A 17186-nucleotide genomic window follows, 5' to 3' on the forward strand; every position below is an offset into this window, starting at 1 on the left:
AATATGAAAGACTTATCGTGGCTATCACGCACAGAGGCATTAGTGGGGCGTGCAGCTTTAGAAAAATTGGCAAAATCGCACGTCATGGTTTTAGGACTAGGTGGAGTAGGATCATTTGCCGCCGAATTTATCTGCCGTGGTGGCGTTGGAAAAATGACAATCATTGATGGTGATACCATTGACCCCTCAAACCGAAATAGACAATTACCGGCATTAGCGACCAATCATGGTCAATCCAAGGCACAAATCATGCGCGAACGGTTGTTGTCTATAAATCCCGAATTGGATTTAACCGTAATCGAAGATTTCATTCTTCCAGAAAAGATTTCAGATCTATTGGATCTCAATCCAGATTATACGGTTGAAGCCATTGATAGTATCACACCAAAATTGTTTTTTATCCGTCAAGCATTAGAACGAAAAGTGAGCTTTGTAAGCTCAATGGGTGCTGGTGGTAAAATGGATCCTACAAAGATTGTCATTGGTGATATATCAGAATCCCACAACTGCAAACTTGCCTATCATATTCGTAAAAAATTGCGGAAACATGGTATTAATAACGGATTTAAAGTTGTCTTTTCTACCGAGCTTCCGGATAAGTCATCACTTTTGTATACTGATGGTAGCAATTTTAAAAAATCGGCCTATGGTACTATGTCTTACCTACCAGCTGCATTTGGTGGCGCCATAGCATCCGTTGCTTTACGAGATCTGATCAATAATAATTAATTCAAATTTCTAGTCAATATCAACCAAAGTATTGACTAGAAATTGTAGTTTTGGCTATGGAAAAACTGTTAAAGTTAATTGAAACAAACAAACTTGCTAATCAACCAGTTGATGATTTTTCTTTGGTTATTGATGATAAGCAAGTTGTGCACGGTGCAATTTTTGTCGTAAAAATTGATAAGAAGACGTTTAAACTTTTTATTCCTGAACCGCATTTTCATGCTGTCATTGATGGTGAAACCAAACCCTTGATCAAAACGATTATCAAACACCCAGAGGTGATGCTTTTTATGTAGCAAAATATTGCGTTACCTTATATCTTGGGACTAAGATTCCATTGCCGCATCTTATATAATTCCATATATGTTATATTAAATATTAACAAGATAGAAGCTGCGAACAAAACAAATAGTCCAGTTAAGAAAATGATGTCAGCGATGTTCTCCAATCGCTTGACCTCTTTTAGCCCCCCTCTTTTCATGGCAATGAAAAGAGATGATGCAACTCGCCATAAATATAAAAATCGCTGTAGTTGCACACTCATCAATTAAACTACCTTCCGCCAATTTCTTTTTTTATTGTCGTCAATACCCAAAAAATAAACGCCAAGAAAATTGGCAGAAGTGTTTGTTTTTCAATTAAAACAAAGTAATGCATCATTTGTTATTTTTGAAATCTATCAGCATCACTCCTATTATTGTGCTTCAGTATAAAATCTTATAATTTAAACCTCAAATGTTACAGTATTAATTTTTATTTAAAAGAGATATTTGTATACGTTAATTTAAATCAAACTATGGATCATACATATCAAATAACGGGCATGACCTGCAACGGGTGCCGTTCCAAAATAGAAGAGACACTCAACCATATACCAGGAATAAAGGCAAAGGTGACTTTAGATCCTCCAGAAGCAATTATTGAAGGAGAAATTTTAATTGACATACAAGAAATAAATGAGGAACTATTAAAAATTGGTGATTATCAGCTAAATGAAAACATATCTGGCAAATACATATGCCCTATGTATTGCGAAGGTCATGACAAGACCTATGATCAGGCAGGTTCATGTCCAGTTTGTGGTATGCACCTGGTTCCCGTCGAGTCATTACCTAATCATAAAGATAAGACAACAAAATCTTCTTGTTCATCCAACAAAGGCAACAAAACTACAATCCATACTAATACGGTAGAAGCTTCTGGCAAATACATCTGCCCTATGTATTGCGAAGGTCATGACAAGATCTATAATCAGGCTGGTTCATGTCCAGTTTGTGGTATGCACCTGGTTCCCGTCGAGTCATTACATGAACATAAAGAAGCCGCAACAAAATCTTCTTGCTGTTCATCTAGCAAGAATAAGAATTTAGAAAAACCAAAAGCTACCGCTAAGTCAGCAGGCAAATACTATTGTCCGATGATGTGTGAGGGCGATAAGCTATATGATCAAGCAGGTTCCTGTCCAGTCTGCGGTATGAACCTGGAGAAGATACCCGAAAAAAAACCTTCTTTAATATATAGCTGCCCCATGCACCCAGAGGTAGAAAGTGACAAACCTGGCTCATGCCCTATCTGCGGTATGGACCTTGTCCCCAATGCTGCCGCAGAAGAAGAAGATCATACCTATTCAAATTTGAAGAAGAAGTTTTGGACCGCACTCCTATTTACCGTTCCGTTGTTTATACTTTCCATGGGTGAAATGATTCCTGGTAACCCAATTGGTCAAGTCATTACTCCGCAGATGTCAGGATGGATCCAATTGTTTTTAACGGTTCCAGTCGTATTTTATGCTACTTGGATGTTTTTTGAGCGTGCATGGACATCCTTTAAAACCTGGAACTTAAACATGTTCAGTTTAATTGGTCTAGGAGCTGGAGCCGGATTTATTTATAGTGTGGTAGCATTATTGTTTCCCTCTCTGTTTCCCGATGCCCTGCTTGGTCATCATGGTCAGGTTGCGCTTTACTTCGAGTCCGTTGCTGTTATCTTAACCTTGGTGTTATTAGGGCAACTGATGGAAGCAAAAGCACATTCTAGAACTAACTCAGCTATTAAAGAGCTCATCAAATTATCACCTGCAGAAGCAAATTTAGTTGAAAACGGAATCGAGAAGAAAATCGCTGTAGAAGATATTTTGTTGGAGCAGATCCTACGCGTTAAACCAGGAGAAAAAATTCCGGTAGATGGTGAGATTACCTCTGGCAACAGTACCATTGACGAATCCATGTTGACCGGAGAACCTGTACCCGTAGATAAATCGGTGGGCGATAAAGTAAGTGCTGGAACCATTAATGGCAATCAGACATTCTTAATGTCAGCCTCCCGTGTAGGTGACGATACGCTATTGGCACAGATTATTGAAATGGTCAACAGCGCTAGTCGCAGTAAAGCACCTATCCAAAAAATGACGGACCGTGTATCCCGTATATTTGTGCCTATCGTCATCGCAATGGCTATTTTAACGTTTATTGTTTGGATGATCTATGGCCAAGAATCCAAGTTAGCCTTCGCTTTAGCAAATGCACTAGCAGTATTGATTGTTGCCTGTCCGTGCGCCCTTGGTTTAGCCACTCCGATGTCCGTGATGGTCGGTATTGGCAAAGGTGCAAAAAATGGCATCTTGATCAAGAATGCTGAAGCCTTAGAAAAATTAGATAAGGTGAATGTATTGGTTACTGATAAAACCGGAACGATAACCGAAGGAAGACCAAGTTTAGAAGATGTGCAAAGCACATCCACGAACACACATGATGAGCTATTGATATTAGCAGCTTCCGTCAATGCAAATAGCTCGCATCCATTAGCCGAGGCTGTTGTGAAAAAAGCAAAAGAATTAAATTTGTCTTTATTAGAAGCAGATAAATTCGACACAGTCAATGGTAAAGGAGTTTTTGGCCATATCCACAATGAAAAGATATTGCTCGGAAATGAAGCTTTATTATTTGATGATGGCATAACCATTACAGACCAGATCAAAGCGCGTGTTGCTAGTGAGCAAGAAAAAGGTCGTACGGTATCGTACCTAGCCAAAGGAAATGCATTATTAGGTTATCTTGTTATTGCAGATAAGATAAAAGATACCGCTAAGCAAGCCATCCACTATTTGATGGATCATGGGGTCGATGTCATTATGCTAACAGGTGATAATGCAAAAACGGCAAAGGCAGTAGCCGACGAGCTTGGTATCAAGCATTTCAAAGCACAAGCACTTCCAGAAGATAAGTTGTTGGAAATAAAAAAACTACAACAGGAAGGTAAAGTTGTCGCTATGGCGGGCGACGGTATCAATGATGCGCCGGCGCTTGCACAAGCAGATATTGGTATTGCCATGGGTACCGGAACAGATGTAGCGATAGAAAGTTCAGAAGTAACCTTATTAAAAGGTGATTTATTAGGCGTTGTGAAAGCAAAAGTCCTCAGCCATAAATTGGTCCGTAACATTAAACAAAATCTACTTTTTGCATTTTTATACAATGTATTAGGTATCCCAATTGCGGCAGGTATCCTCTACCCTACCTTTGGTATCTTATTATCACCTATGCTTGCAGCAGCAGCTATGAGTCTAAGCTCATTATCCGTTATTCTAAATTCTTTAAGACTGAATGTCGTTAATATTGACGTCAAGTAAAATATCAAATGCAGGGTTTCCCATAATCGGAAACCCTGCTTATATTATCTCCAGCCCATAAACTTTCACTAGCAGTTATCAAAGTTTCAAATACAATGCTTAATTTTGGTGAAAAATAAGCAGAAAATGAATTTCAAAACAATCATACTACTGATATTGGTCGTCATCATTACCATCTTTTTCATGCAAAACACAGCCCCTGTTGAGTTTTGGTTTTTTGGAACACACAATTTTCCATTATCTTCTATTATTGCGGCTACATTGTTCATCGGGATGATTATTGGAGGTATCTTATTAAGACCAAAGAAAAGAAAGACAGAGATTATTCAGGTAAATGAAGCGACTTTACCTGAGATTGAGTCTATTTCCAGCCCAAAATCATCATTAACAACCGAAGATCGTGATTATATATCTTAATAATAAAAATTAATCCCCTCTAAATGAAAGCGAAGCAGTATTCATGTTAAATAAATAGGGAATTTAGTTGCAGTGTATGGTAGATTTTTCTACCTTTGTATCACTCCAAACAACGAAGGAAACTTCAAAAACAGAGTACGATTCAGTAGCTCAGCTGGTAGAGCAATACACTTTTAATGTATGGGTCCTGGGTTCGAATCCCAGCTGGATCACAACTAACAAAAATAGAGAAAGTTAAAAACAACCTCTAAAAAACTTCTTAAAAGGCTCAAAATCAATAGATTTTGAGCCTTTTCTATTTCTATTCAAAAATTAATTTAAATTTTTAGTTTCGTTTTTGTAAACTTATTACGTATAATTGTAAACATTAAAATACAATAACAAACAATAGCACTCCTATTTGGGTGTGAATTTGGGTGCAGATTTTAAAATTTAATAAAATTCGCACCCACTACAACAAACAACAACATGAAAATATTGAACACATATTTTTGGTTATGTACTAGGGATACATCTAAGAAGACAGGATTTGCTCCTATCAAACTTCGTATATCTTTCGGTAAAAAAGATGAAGTCAATATCAATTCCGAGATCAAAGTTTCACCAACCAATTGGAACAACGATTTTAAGCAGGTATATGGAATAGCAAAATCATCATCATATAATGATCAACTTAACCGCATACAAAAAAAAATAGAACTTATCGATAGACAGCTGGACGATCAAGATAAAATAAAAACTGCTGAAATTATCAAGAATATATATGAAGGCAAAGGCGAATATAAACGATGGACAGTATTAGAACTTATTGATGAACATAATAAAACTTTTCAATCTAACATCGGAAAGAAAAAAGGCTACTCTGATGCGACTTTAGAAAAATACGTAAGATTAAGAGATAGCGTTTCAACATTCATAAATCAATCCTATAATAGGAAAGACATTTATGCCCTTGAGATTGATTATACTTTTATCGAAAAATATGTTCAGTTTATGTTTACCGAACACCCTAATGGAGATGGTAAAGGATTAAGCAATGAAACTATCCGTTCAAGTTATTACGGGAAACTCAGGAAGATCATTTATGATGCTGAGAAAAGAAATCTTACAAAACGTAACCCATTTGCAACATTCTCCATGGAACGCGAGGAAGAAACTGACGATACAAATTGGCTAACAATGAGTGAGATTTTGTACATCACCAAATATAAATTTACAAGATCTCCTAAGCTTGAAAGAATCCGTCACCGTGTTGTTTTAGCTCTATACACTGGCTTAGCTTATCAAGATCTCGAGACTCTGAATGTAAATAATATTTATACAGATATAAATGGCTTCCGTTACATTAAGAAAAAGCGTGGTAAGACTGGAGCTGAGTCAATCATTCCCATAATAACAGAATTTGAAAAGCTTCTAAATTCCTATATCGAAACTGCAGAAGAGCGTAATGGTAAAATCCTACCCTCGTTATCCAACCAACGGTTCGGGACCTATTTGACGGAAATGTTAACAATAATGGGAATTGAAAAAGAGGCTCATCCCCATCAACTAAGACATTCATTTGCTCAAGCAAACATAGATGCAGGAGCATCTGCTGAAGCTGTTTCTAAAATGCTCGGACATAAAAACACAAAAACAGTTCTTAAAACATATGCTAAATTAAGTAAAAAGGTCGTGATGAATCATAAAGATACTTTACAAAGCGAAATGAATAAATTACAGGGACTTGTTCCTGAAGAAGATGATACAAAAATCAAAAATATGAATACTGGTTAAAATAGCCAGTCTTTATTTTTAAAAGATAAGATTAGTTATACTAAACAAATTAATAAATGGACATACAGAATATACATCAGATCCTAAAGGACCAACAGATCATTACAGAAGATGATCTTGCAATTGCTTTAGAAATTACCAAAACAACTTTGCGCCGATATAGAAATCAAGCTGATAATCCCTTAAAACATTCAAAAATCGGTACCAAGAAAATTATGTACACACGTAATCATATTATTGAATTCATTGTCGAAAATATGGTTAACATAACCAAAAAAGAAAAAACAGAACTCAAGCAGCAACTTATTAACGACTATAAATAATGAAAAGAAAAGCCCAAATCACCGAAGAACAAACTAAACAGCTTCCATTAGTACTTCGCAACACCCTTAACGATATTATAGGAGCTGCTGGTATGTTATACTTTTTAATTTATGAGGAATTTACTACCCAATGCGACACACTTCTTCCTCCTCTTGGTTTAGCTACAGACAAATATTACGACTTAAAGAAAGGTCTAGTTAACCCAATTAAAAAGCTATCAGAAACAGCACATATGATCAACATAAGAGGATCAAAGAGCTCTGCCTTTTTAGAAAACCAAAATGATCAATATGCATTATTTCTAGCGTTTAAAGCATTATGTAGATTAACTAGTGCTGAGATAAACGATGAAGCTATAAGGTTAAGTCGTAACGAACCAAACTTCACAACTAGAACCCATTTTATGGTATTCTTTGAATCGGTACTGGAAAAATCAAGACAATCAAATCATGATGCCATACAAATGATTCAAAGCCTTTATGACACATTGCAAAACGACGCTGATGGCAGAATCATTTATGACAAAGAAATATCAGATTTTAAACTATCACAAATATCAACAAACTCATAATATACAAACATGTTAGCATTAGTCCTTGATACCGAAACGAATGGATTTCCAACAGACTGGAATTTAGATTTTTCTCATACAGACAACTGGCCACGCATTACTCAGCTGAGCTGGGTAGTTGTAGATGCTAAATCCGGATATTACTTTTCCAAACACAACCATATTATTAAACCAGATGGATGGAGCGTACCAACACCGGACCAATTAGTCGGTAGCAAAAACCCAAATTTCTTTGTTGAAAATAATATTTCAACAGAACGATGTGAAAAAGAAGGTGTTCCACTTATAATTGCATTGCATTTCTTGATGAAAGATCTTTCATTATGTAAGTTGTATATCAATCACAATTTAAAATTTGACTACAATGTCGTTGTTTCAGAAATGGAAAGATATAATGTTTATCCTGAAAAAGATATCCAGAAACTTTGCACCATGGAAACAACAAAGGATTTACTTCAGCTTCCTGGACGTGGTGATTTTAAACTTCCATCCCTACAAGAACTTCATGAATATCTATTCAAAACAAAATTTGATGGTAATCATGATGCTTTTGCCGATGTTAAAGCAACAGCAGATTCCTTCTTAGAACTAGTAAGAAGAGGATATTACAAAATTTAATTTCACAGTTTAGTTATACTAATCATCAACATTATGTCACGAAAAATTTTAACACAAGCTATCCAAAAATGGGGTGAAATAGCCCAAGTAGAAATGCTTAATGAAGAAGCTATTGAGCTAGCACTTGCTGCACGTAAATGGATCCGTAAAAGATCAGAAGCGGAATTTGACAATCTCGCAGAAGAAATTGCAGATGTTTCTATTCTTATTGAACAGATGACCATTCTCTATCCCAAATTACCAGAGAAAATTGCGCAATACCGGACATTTAAATTAGATCGCTTACAACGTCGTATTGACGAATCAAATTTTGAAGGAGAATAATTATGAAAGCTACTTCATTGACAAATGTATCTAAGAAGCATTTTAAGAAAACGATACAAGAAGTAAAAGGACTTCCGATAACTGATAGAGCTACATTTGGTTACTCTAGCCACACTATTTTAGTTTATGGACATAAAAACAACGAAAGAAGATGTGGCATTTCCATGCGCAATCATTCTGGAAAAATATCATTGTTAATTACGGATTTTCAAGGGCGCTTTCTTTTCAATGGCGGATTTGATATATCTACACCAACACTCACTTTATTAAATCATTATTGGGCTATCTATCAATCTGTCCGGAAACAAATGAAACCAAGAATGTTAACAAAAACTAATTTCTAAAATTATGTCTCATACAATCAAAACTCCACAATACAAACCTATTCTATTTTCCTATCTAATGATTAAGGCTATTTTAGAGGGAACAAAAGTTCAGACAAGGCGAATAATTAAAAGTAAACATGAAAGTGGTTTATTTAGAATAAGTCGATCGCTAGAAGGAGACATTACTGAAGTGACCTCTTTAGATTATGATGAACGACCTAAAAATGACACCACAAATGATATCAAACCTATTGCTAATATTGGAGACATCTTTTGGGTAAGGGAAACGTGGGCCCCACTTGTAAAAGGAGGACCAACAGATTTTAACTTATATACATTTAGAGCTGATGACGATAATACTTTTACTGGCAAATGGAAGCCTTCTATTTTTATGCCTAAAGATGCCACCAGGATATTTTTAGAAATCACTAATGTTCGTGTAGAGCAATTACAAGATATATCAGAAATTGATGCAATGGCGGAGGGTATCTTAAGCTGTCAATCAGCAGATAATGAAAGAATAGCCTATTATGATTACTCCGGAACTCCTTATGCATCAAGCTTTAATTTTGACAGTTCTATTAGTTCATATAAAACACTTTGGCAATCGATCAATGGCAAAGAATCCTGGAAAGCAAACCCATGGGTATGCATTTATGATTTTAAAAAAATAGATAAGCCATTAAACTTTTTAGATAAATAAGCATGAATACAATACACAAATTTATCCTTCCTATGAAGGAAGAATCGACAATCACTATGCCCTTCGGTGCTAGAATTATCAAAGGTGAAAATCAAGAAGGTTTTGTTGCTATCTGGGCAATAATAAATACCGCAGCACCATCAGTTGATAGACATTTCAGACTTTATAAAACTGGTCAAGAAATTAAAGAAACACCTGAAAAACTCGTCTTTATCGGACGAGCAGATATACATGTCGGTATGGATATAGGAATGCACATTTTTGAATTAATATAATGAAAAATACGTACGGTCTTCCTCCGATCAAAATAGCATCAGATGTTATTATCGATAATTCAGAAATGTACTTTTATCAGTACCTACCTGTAAGACTATCAGGTAAAGGTTCAGCAATTCTACTTCCTAATCAATTAGAAAGGCTAAGAACTATAGTTAATAAAGCTTGTGAAGATTTCATAAAAGAATTTGGAGCAGATAAATACTATTTACAAAACATTTATTTAACTGCTAAATGTCTTTATACACCCACAGGATCAAACATAAATAGACCAGGATGGCATTCAGACGGCTTCATGACCGATGATATCAATTATATCTGGTCCGATAGTTTACCAACTGAATACATAACGGGTAATTTCCAGTTAATACAGGATCACGAAATTAGTTTATATGAGATGAATCATCTCATATATGATCAAAAACTGAAATGCCAAAGTAACTGTATTTATCGATTAAATCAATCTGTAATTCACAGACCACAAATCAATATAAATAATCCATTCGTTCGCCATTTCGTTAAGATTTCTTTTAGTAAAGAACAATATAACTTGAAAGGGAATGCTCACAACTATCTTTTAGACTATAACTGGGAAATGAAAGATAGATCTCTAGAACGTAATCATCCCATTAAATAATTCTCAAAATGGAAAATCAAACTTACAATGCAAACCAAGCTATTAAAGCTCAAAAATCATACTGTGAAAAGTCCGGAGATCCGCACTTCGCACCTACAAATGGCATATGCTACAGGTGCAAAAATCAAATTTATTTCCAAATTAATCATGGATCATACAGCACTGGTATTTCGGTTGAGAAAGCGACAAATCAATTAATAACTGGCTGCCCACATTGCCATAGATCATATTGCGACTAATCAAATAATTATGAAAACAATCGAACAATACAGAGAATCCTGGGCTAAACGTAAAGGCTACAATGACTGGAATGATGTTATTTCGACCTGTAGTACATCAACAAGGTTGTTAACAAACATTATTGATGAATTGTCTAAGGGATATGCAAAAGCAGTAGCTAAAAAAGCTTTGATTAATGCTGGCCATCCAAAAGATGAGTTTGGGAATAGTCTTGATTTGATATATGAAAATGATGACTTTCACATTCCTCAAACATTAGTTATGAATGAATCTAATATCCCAAAATTATAATTAAGAAATGAGAACAGAAGAATGGATAAAATTGGAAATACCAAACTTATTAGATGAGCTTAATAGATGTAAGGCTATAGTTAAGCGAAAAAAACTTTTAATAAAAGGGATTACGAGGCTTAGATTTAATGTAAGGAGGAACATAAAATGACAACAACAACTTTAAAACATCACGAAACGGATTTCTATACAGCTCAATGGGATTTATTAGCTCCTGATAAAGGTCGAATTATAAAGTTCAAAAATGAGCCTAAAGAATATCAATCCCCTCAATACGATTGGTACATGTCAGTAGCTCTTGAAAAAGCAGATAAGGTAAAAGTTGATAGGTACCTATTGACTTCTTCCCTACTACTTATGTATAGAAATGCAATTCGAGAGGGATATCAACATCAACTAGACCCAAATCTCATAAATAAATGGGACTATCCCCGGAATAAAAACACCATAGCTGGAATTCAAGGATATATTGACAGAATTTTCAAAAAAGCAAACGAAGAATATGAATACAGATAAATTAATAGAGACCCTTACAGACGCTATTATGGAATTACCTAAGTTTAGTCGTGAAGAGATAGAAAAGGTGATTATAGCGCATGTTAATATCGAAAACAAACGCTCACAACGAAGCCGTAATAAAGTTAGGGATGCCCAGCTGATAAGCCTAGACTCCTATAAGAAGTCAATAGATAGTAAGGTTTGGCTTAAGGACCAGGAGATCCAGCTTTATCGACGAAAGTTGCAGGAACTGACCAAAGGGACCGATCGATACAAAATTATTCGAACTCGAGTTGATAAAGCGTTGGCAAAGATTCTAAAAAACAAAGTAGAAAGCATAAAAAGAATTTGCCATGAAAATAACAATTGAAGGTGTTACCATCGAATTAACAAAAGAGCAGATTCTTGAAATAGAAAAAGGTAAAGCACTCCAGGAACTAGAATGCAAAAGTTTTGAAAGAATACTCAAACATTTTGGATTTACAAAAATGAGCACTAAAGGTTGGTTAGATTCTGATAAAAAATGTTATAAGCATGAATCTAATGGATGGTTTGCCGAAATTTTAGATCATAGAACATGGAAATGCTGCTTTATGGCAGGAAGAGGATTGCCTCATCAAAAAACCCCTCCAGGAGGTTATTTATATGAATCACCTGAAAGCATTGCAAAGGTATTAAGAGATGCTTTAGATAAAAAAGAAACATTATGACACACTCCCAATTAGTTGATATTGCTCACAGTTTAGTCTTGAGAAAATTTTCATGCGGAGTGGCATTCAAAGAAATGATGACTGGCGCAACATCTGAAATTCCCGATGTTATAGGGTTTGGAGGAGGGGGCCACTCTGTATTGATAGAATGCAAAGTAAGCCGTTCGGATTATAAACGTAATGCCTTGAAGCAGCACAATTCGCCAATGGGAAAATACAGATTCTTTTGTGTGCCAGAAGGATTAGTAAAAATTGAAGAAGTGCCTAGAGGATGGGGATTGATCCAAGTTAATGAGAAAGGTAAACTACTTAACATCTACAATCCTTTTGATACTTATATTGGAGGTCCCGCTAGTATCCCAAAAGAAGAGCGTCACTCCTTCAATATAGTTTGCCCTAGCGTTGAACGTAATTTCATGTACTCAGCACTGAGACGAATAAAAAAAGGATAGGTATCACTACCTATCCTTTCCCCTAAAATACAATGAAAACATCCGACTAATCACCAACAAACAACCAGTAGACAAATCAAATATAGTAAAAGATTAGTATAACTAAACTATTGTTGTTGATTTTTTATCTCTATTGATTCTTTGGAGGTGATTTTCTTCTTTTCACTCCAAAATACCAAAACAGAAAAGAGACAACTAGAATCAGCGCAACAGCTCCCCAAATCATCCCCTTAATGCTAGGCTCAGTCACCACATTACTATCTTTCGTTTCATCTTTTAAACTCTCCCTTACCCTCCTATCAGCATCTTTTGCGTATTCCAAATTACTATTTACTAAGGCAATACTATCAGTTTGTTTCTTCAAATCCTTATCCTCCCTCTGTTCAACCTCGCAATCCTTACACTTAATACCTGTAGACGTAATTTCGATTTCACGCCCCTTTACAGTTGTTTTTATGCGGCCTTGATCAGTAGTTAATGTGATAGTATTTTGAGATTGCTGGACGTTTAATTTAGCTTTTTCCGATTCAGATTCTTTAACATCAGATTTCTGCTCGACTAAAGCAGATTGTTTGATCGTCGTTTTTTTTCGGAATAATCCGCACCCGTTAATTAGGGTGCAGATTGTCAATAATAATATCAGTCTTTTCATTTTGCTTTCTCTCTAATATTTCCCGAAGCTTTACAACTTCATTTTGAAGGATATCACGTTCATCTCTTATTCTTTTTAGAGCAGACTTACAAGCGTGATTATCTGTTTTCAAACTGTCAATCGCACCGTTTAAAGCGGACACAGTATCTTCTAGCGTAGATATAACAGAACGCAAGTCTCCTATCGTTTTTTCATGTTCTGTACCTCTTTGCTTCTCCCTATCCGCAAGATCCTTGTACTCATCGAATAGCTTCTTAGCATTATCTACATTTGTTGTGTCGATATCTGCTTTCTGCTTTGGTCTTCCTGCTAACCAACCCCCGACAAAGGATCCTACAGGAAGTCCAAAACGCTCTAATACGTCTAGTATCTCCATATTTCCATTTTAGTTTAAGTCGTATTTAGCAATCACTTTTACCGTAAAGCAGGCTAGATTCATTTTATTCCTGTCGTATGCAGCCATGTCGCTCGCATTGTCAATGAAACAAATTTCAGGCAGACAAACAGCACCTTTCTTACGCATAAGTGCAAGTTTACCCCTAGCTGATTGGGATTCCGTTTTAACGCCACGATTTGGGATATCCATAATCTTAGCATAGCCGGCTACTAGTTCCTTTGCCATAGCCTTTGATCTATCATTTGCATTATCAGCAACCAACACCTCTACTCCAGAAGCCTTACCGTTGAACGCGTTAAAATGAGGTTCAATAACGACATCTTTATCGGTTGGTTCAATACGGCCTAGATATTGCCCTAATGTTTCAGTATCCTTGTCTTGAACCACTGTCCTACCCATTACTACCAATTCTTCGTTAACTAAATCCCGAAATATCATAGTTTCTTCGTTTTCTTTTCGACCGTTTACTCCTATTGCGCCTGAGTCTTTTAAATGATGTCCTGCACTTGAATATGTTGTTTTTTTCATGTAATCCCCTTCTTATTTTAAAGGAGTAGCTTTATAGGCTACTACTTGTAATTTCTTTATTTTTATTTTCACATTCGAAGCTCTTTATTAAGGATAAGCCCTTTTGTCATATCTTCATGTTATCCTATTTTTAATTCAATATGTCCTTGTCCTTCAGTAAGATTAACTTTAACTGTTATTGATCCTGTTGCAATTTCACTTACAAGCTCTACTCCTTTTGAATCTAAGACAGTTATTTTTTTCCCCGAGAACTCTACAGGGATATCTAATCGATCGTATCCGCTTACGTGATAATCAGCAAATACATATAAAGCATCATTAGCAATAGAATAGTCAAAAGATGTTCTTACTGGCCCTACATTAGTAAGGTCTACAATATTTCTAAATGCGACTATTGAAAAATATGTGCCTGCATCTTTTACCTGACCCAAATCAATCCCTTTCGGATACAACTTTTTAGTTGTATTCAGGAATATTGCATCATTAACTAGTGATTCCCTATTAACAGAGTCTCCAAGATCTCTGATATATCCTAAATGAATACCATAATTACCAGGAATAAAATTCATTACTCGAATTGGTGATTTTAAAGGATCTTCCCAAAAACTATCTTTTGTTAAATGTACTGCAGACGTGGGCGCAGCATACAAAGGCGCCAATCGGTAATCAACTCCGCCAAAAGTTTTTGATCGTGGGATGTAAATCCTAGCAGATGATGAAGACAGTGCACTCGCCTGAGTAAAGGAATGATAATTAAACTTTAATTTTTTGTAAAGATAAAAGTCATGGTAAATAGTGCATTTACCTGCATATCTAAACTCGTAAATAATGGAATGTGAGAAAAGAGCTTCAGCGTTAAAACTATTCAGATTAGGATTACTTGTATATCCCCCTGATGGGCGATTAGCAGTCAGTTTTATTAATACACTATCAAGATCAAGAATGTCGTAGTTTTCGGATATTTTAATGACACTTCCTGATGTAGTTCCATCTACGGCCTCAATGCCATCAACATATACCTTACTGTACTTTATTTTTACAAAGTTGAAAAGATTTCCCAAAGACGTTTGTGTATACCCTGAAATATTTCCTGTATTTACACCGTTGCTCTTATGCGTTAGCGCCCCGTTAACAGCAGGAAAATTATAAGAATATCCATCTGTAGCAATATTTCTCGCAACTACAACTAAATTGTTTGCGTCTATTATTCTTGTTATAACAAAATCCCTGGGAGATTCATCCGTATAAATAGATCCTATGTCAGAAAATGTTTTCCCATGAGATGTTAATGTAAGCTGTTTAGCGTATGACCATCCATGATTTCCTCCAATAAATCTTCCTGAACCGTCACTTGTATCGAAAATATTAACAGGGGCCACATCATCATTACTGTTTTTGAATAATACTCCAGACACATAATCGCTTTGTAAATTAAAATTTGGATTACTGAGATTATCTGCTCCTAATCTTGTAATGAAATTAGTAGTGAAAATAGTGTTGTCGCTGATTCCGTTTACGGAATATGAATTTCCATTTTTAAATAACCAATTTCTTGATATACTGGTTTCAGGTAAATATTGGCTTTTAATAGTTGTGTAACCAAAAGGCTCGTACTTTGTCGGCATAACATTACCGTCGACGATCATCAATGTTGCGTCGTCTCCACTTATAATTGTACCATTATCAAAAACATAAACAGCGGAAACATATTTAACGACATTGCCACCAACAAGCGGCTTTCTAAATACTCCAGTAATACCTTTACCATTCGCAATGGGATCATAATTACTGAACTCTGTTCCGTCATCTTTTACAGGATTTACCGGATTAATTCCATCAATTGAAAATCTTAAATTACCATTACTTGACGTCCTTCCTGAGATTGCAATATGTGTTTTAGTATCGTCTAACCTTAACCATTTCGTTGTTTTACTATTTAAGCTGTCGGTTCTCAATGCTCCCGTGGTAGAATTAATGTAACCAACATCGAACACAGATTTATCAAACAGATTATTGCTTTTATTAAGTAATTGAGTATACTTAACAGATTCAGGTATTAAATCTTCGCGAACTTCAACCTTAACACCTTGATTGTCTTTCTTAACAAAGGTGCTGCCTAAAATCTGCATGATTACTGTAGATCCTATATTTAAATTGGTGACAAATACCATTGCACTTGCAGGCGGAGTAAAATCTCCCTCTTGATTAAATGACAAAGTATAATTGGAACGTCCAGTTGGTTTTAATTGTGACCCGTTAACATCTAAAAAAACAACTGAAAAAGCAGAACCTGAATCGCGGTTAGCTTTAATGTGATATTCAAGCAATTCAACAGGTACCGCAATCATTTTAGAAGCAGAATCATTAACAATACCTGTATTATTATCAATTCTTCCAATAATCTGATAAGATTTTTTAAACAAATCAATCTGACCTTTTAATAAATCTGACTCTTTTAATAAGTTAGAATTTATCACATCTGATATCTTCCTAACATATGTATTAGAAAATACTCCATCTTGATTAACAACCTCCACTCCCCCTTCAATTACTTTATTGGTGCCGAGAGCTACAGGCAACAACTGCATCTTTGGAATACTCCAAATTTCCGTAGCACCATTCCAATAAACCATCCCGTCGTTACCCTCGGGCAATCCATCCGTGCCAGTTGGATTTTTTAAGACAATATTGTTGTACTTCCAGTATCCCCAACTAGCATCGAACCACCTGTTTTGTCCAGAAGGTCCGGCAGACAATGCAATTGCTGTAGCTGCAGTCGCACCTCCCTGAATAGCTGGAATTGATTCAGTTATCGTTGCCCAGGCTGCATCTTGGATTTCTTGAGTAATATCCGTCTGATTTTTTAGACCAGCCAATTTTGTAAGTTGATCTTGAGTCAGCTGATCCAATCGTAACCACTCATCTTCTTTTAAAGATGCAGAATATAAGCTTCCATCAGCAGCTACTTTCCAATCTTCCCACCGATACGAACTTCCAACACTTTTAATTATTCTAATTTCGTCCCCTTGCTCAAAAATAGCTCCTTCGGGAAGTGTATCTATGTATTTATACTTTTGCATTATCTCAAT

Annotated in this window: 22 protein-coding genes and 1 tRNA gene; 19 read left to right on the forward strand and 4 right to left on the reverse strand. The window is 35.7% G+C overall.

The window, feature by feature from the left end; genetic code table 11:
• The first annotated feature begins 3 nt into the window (after positions 1–3).
• The 19 genes from KO02_RS11610 (at position 4) to KO02_RS22785 (ending at position 12520) form a co-directional block, all read left to right on the forward strand.
• Positions 4–729: a ThiF family adenylyltransferase gene (locus KO02_RS11610; protein ID WP_038698479.1), complete on the forward strand. Its 726-nt coding sequence runs from the start codon at positions 4–6 to the stop codon at positions 727–729.
• A gap of 56 nt (positions 730–785) precedes the next feature.
• Positions 786–1025 carry a hypothetical protein gene (locus tag KO02_RS11615; protein ID WP_038698481.1) on the forward strand — a complete coding sequence of 80 codons (240 nt, stop codon included), beginning with the start codon at positions 786–788 and terminating at the stop codon, positions 1023–1025.
• A gap of 500 nt (positions 1026–1525) precedes the next feature.
• A complete protein-coding gene (locus KO02_RS11625; RefSeq protein WP_038698484.1) occupies positions 1526–4357 on the forward strand; it encodes a heavy metal translocating P-type ATPase in 2832 nt (943 codons plus the stop codon).
• Between the two features lie 126 nt (positions 4358–4483).
• Entirely contained in the window at positions 4484–4774 is a 291-nt protein-coding gene (locus KO02_RS11630; protein ID WP_038698486.1) for a LapA family protein, read from the forward strand.
• A gap of 139 nt (positions 4775–4913) precedes the next feature.
• A tRNA-Lys gene (locus tag KO02_RS11635) sits at positions 4914–4986 on the forward strand.
• A gap of 256 nt (positions 4987–5242) precedes the next feature.
• Positions 5243–6550, forward strand: coding sequence for a tyrosine-type recombinase/integrase (locus KO02_RS11640; protein WP_038698488.1), 1308 nt, complete (start codon positions 5243–5245; stop codon positions 6548–6550).
• A 56-nt stretch (positions 6551–6606) separates the two neighbouring features.
• Entirely contained in the window at positions 6607–6873 is a 267-nt protein-coding gene (locus tag KO02_RS11645; RefSeq protein WP_038698490.1) for a hypothetical protein, read from the forward strand.
• On the forward strand, positions 6873–7445 hold the full coding sequence (locus KO02_RS11650; protein WP_038698492.1) for a hypothetical protein: 573 nt from the start codon (positions 6873–6875) through the stop codon (positions 7443–7445). Before KO02_RS11645 ends, KO02_RS11650 begins: the two co-directional genes overlap by 1 nt.
• 9 nt (positions 7446–7454) lie before the next feature.
• Positions 7455–8063: a 3'-5' exonuclease gene (locus tag KO02_RS11655; protein WP_038698495.1), complete on the forward strand. Its 609-nt coding sequence runs from the start codon at positions 7455–7457 to the stop codon at positions 8061–8063.
• A gap of 33 nt (positions 8064–8096) precedes the next feature.
• The gene (locus KO02_RS11660) at positions 8097–8387 is read left to right on the forward strand and encodes a hypothetical protein (protein WP_038698497.1); all 291 of its coding nucleotides are present in this window, start codon (positions 8097–8099) and stop codon (positions 8385–8387) included.
• A gap of 2 nt (positions 8388–8389) precedes the next feature.
• Positions 8390–8731, forward strand: a complete 342-nt coding sequence (locus tag KO02_RS11665; RefSeq protein WP_038698498.1) for a hypothetical protein — start codon at positions 8390–8392, stop codon at positions 8729–8731.
• Between the two features lie 4 nt (positions 8732–8735).
• Positions 8736–9416: a hypothetical protein gene (locus KO02_RS22780; RefSeq protein ID WP_144243317.1), complete on the forward strand. Its 681-nt coding sequence runs from the start codon at positions 8736–8738 to the stop codon at positions 9414–9416.
• Positions 9417–9418: 2 nt separating this feature from the next.
• Positions 9419–9691 (forward strand): hypothetical protein, encoded by a 273-nt coding sequence (locus KO02_RS11675; RefSeq protein ID WP_038698500.1) that lies wholly within the window; start codon positions 9419–9421, stop codon positions 9689–9691.
• Positions 9691–10329 (forward strand): hypothetical protein, encoded by a 639-nt coding sequence (locus KO02_RS11680; protein WP_038698502.1) that lies wholly within the window; start codon positions 9691–9693, stop codon positions 10327–10329. The genes KO02_RS11675 and KO02_RS11680 overlap by 1 nt, the downstream gene beginning before the upstream one ends.
• A gap of 249 nt (positions 10330–10578) precedes the next feature.
• Positions 10579–10860, forward strand: coding sequence for a hypothetical protein (locus KO02_RS11690; RefSeq protein WP_038698505.1), 282 nt, complete (start codon positions 10579–10581; stop codon positions 10858–10860).
• 147 nt (positions 10861–11007) lie between these two features.
• Positions 11008–11376: a hypothetical protein gene (locus KO02_RS11695; protein ID WP_038698507.1), complete on the forward strand. Its 369-nt coding sequence runs from the start codon at positions 11008–11010 to the stop codon at positions 11374–11376.
• Complete coding sequence (locus KO02_RS11700) at positions 11363–11728, forward strand: hypothetical protein (RefSeq protein ID WP_038698509.1); 366 nt, start codon at positions 11363–11365, stop codon at positions 11726–11728. The genes KO02_RS11695 and KO02_RS11700 overlap by 14 nt, the downstream gene beginning before the upstream one ends.
• Positions 11712–12068 (forward strand): hypothetical protein, encoded by a 357-nt coding sequence (locus KO02_RS11705; RefSeq protein ID WP_038698511.1) that lies wholly within the window; start codon positions 11712–11714, stop codon positions 12066–12068. The genes KO02_RS11700 and KO02_RS11705 overlap by 17 nt, the downstream gene beginning before the upstream one ends.
• The gene (locus KO02_RS22785; protein WP_051959891.1) at positions 12065–12520 is read left to right on the forward strand and encodes a hypothetical protein; all 456 of its coding nucleotides are present in this window, start codon (positions 12065–12067) and stop codon (positions 12518–12520) included. The genes KO02_RS11705 and KO02_RS22785 overlap by 4 nt, the downstream gene beginning before the upstream one ends.
• Positions 12521–12650: 130 nt before the next feature.
• Here KO02_RS22785 and KO02_RS11715 read toward each other — a convergent pair whose 3' ends face one another.
• The 4 genes from KO02_RS11715 to KO02_RS11730 all read right to left on the reverse strand — a co-directional run bounded on the left by KO02_RS11715 (position 12651) and on the right by KO02_RS11730 (position 17177).
• Positions 12651–13172, reverse strand: a complete 522-nt coding sequence (locus KO02_RS11715; RefSeq protein ID WP_038698513.1) for a hypothetical protein — start codon at positions 13170–13172, stop codon at positions 12651–12653.
• A complete protein-coding gene (locus KO02_RS11720; protein ID WP_038698515.1) occupies positions 13129–13548 on the reverse strand; it encodes a hypothetical protein in 420 nt (139 codons plus the stop codon). The genes KO02_RS11715 and KO02_RS11720 overlap by 44 nt, the downstream gene beginning before the upstream one ends.
• A 9-nt stretch (positions 13549–13557) precedes the next feature.
• Positions 13558–14097: an N-acetylmuramoyl-L-alanine amidase gene (locus KO02_RS11725; RefSeq protein ID WP_038698517.1), complete on the reverse strand. Its 540-nt coding sequence runs from the start codon at positions 14095–14097 to the stop codon at positions 13558–13560.
• Between the two features lie 119 nt (positions 14098–14216).
• Positions 14217–17177 carry a hypothetical protein gene (locus KO02_RS11730; RefSeq protein ID WP_038698519.1) on the reverse strand — a complete coding sequence of 987 codons (2961 nt, stop codon included), beginning with the start codon at positions 17175–17177 and terminating at the stop codon, positions 14217–14219.
• Between the last annotated feature and the right edge of the window lie 9 nt (positions 17178–17186).

Source organism: Sphingobacterium sp. ML3W (assembly GCF_000747525.1).
Taxonomy (GTDB): Bacteria; Bacteroidota; Bacteroidia; order Sphingobacteriales; family Sphingobacteriaceae; genus Sphingobacterium.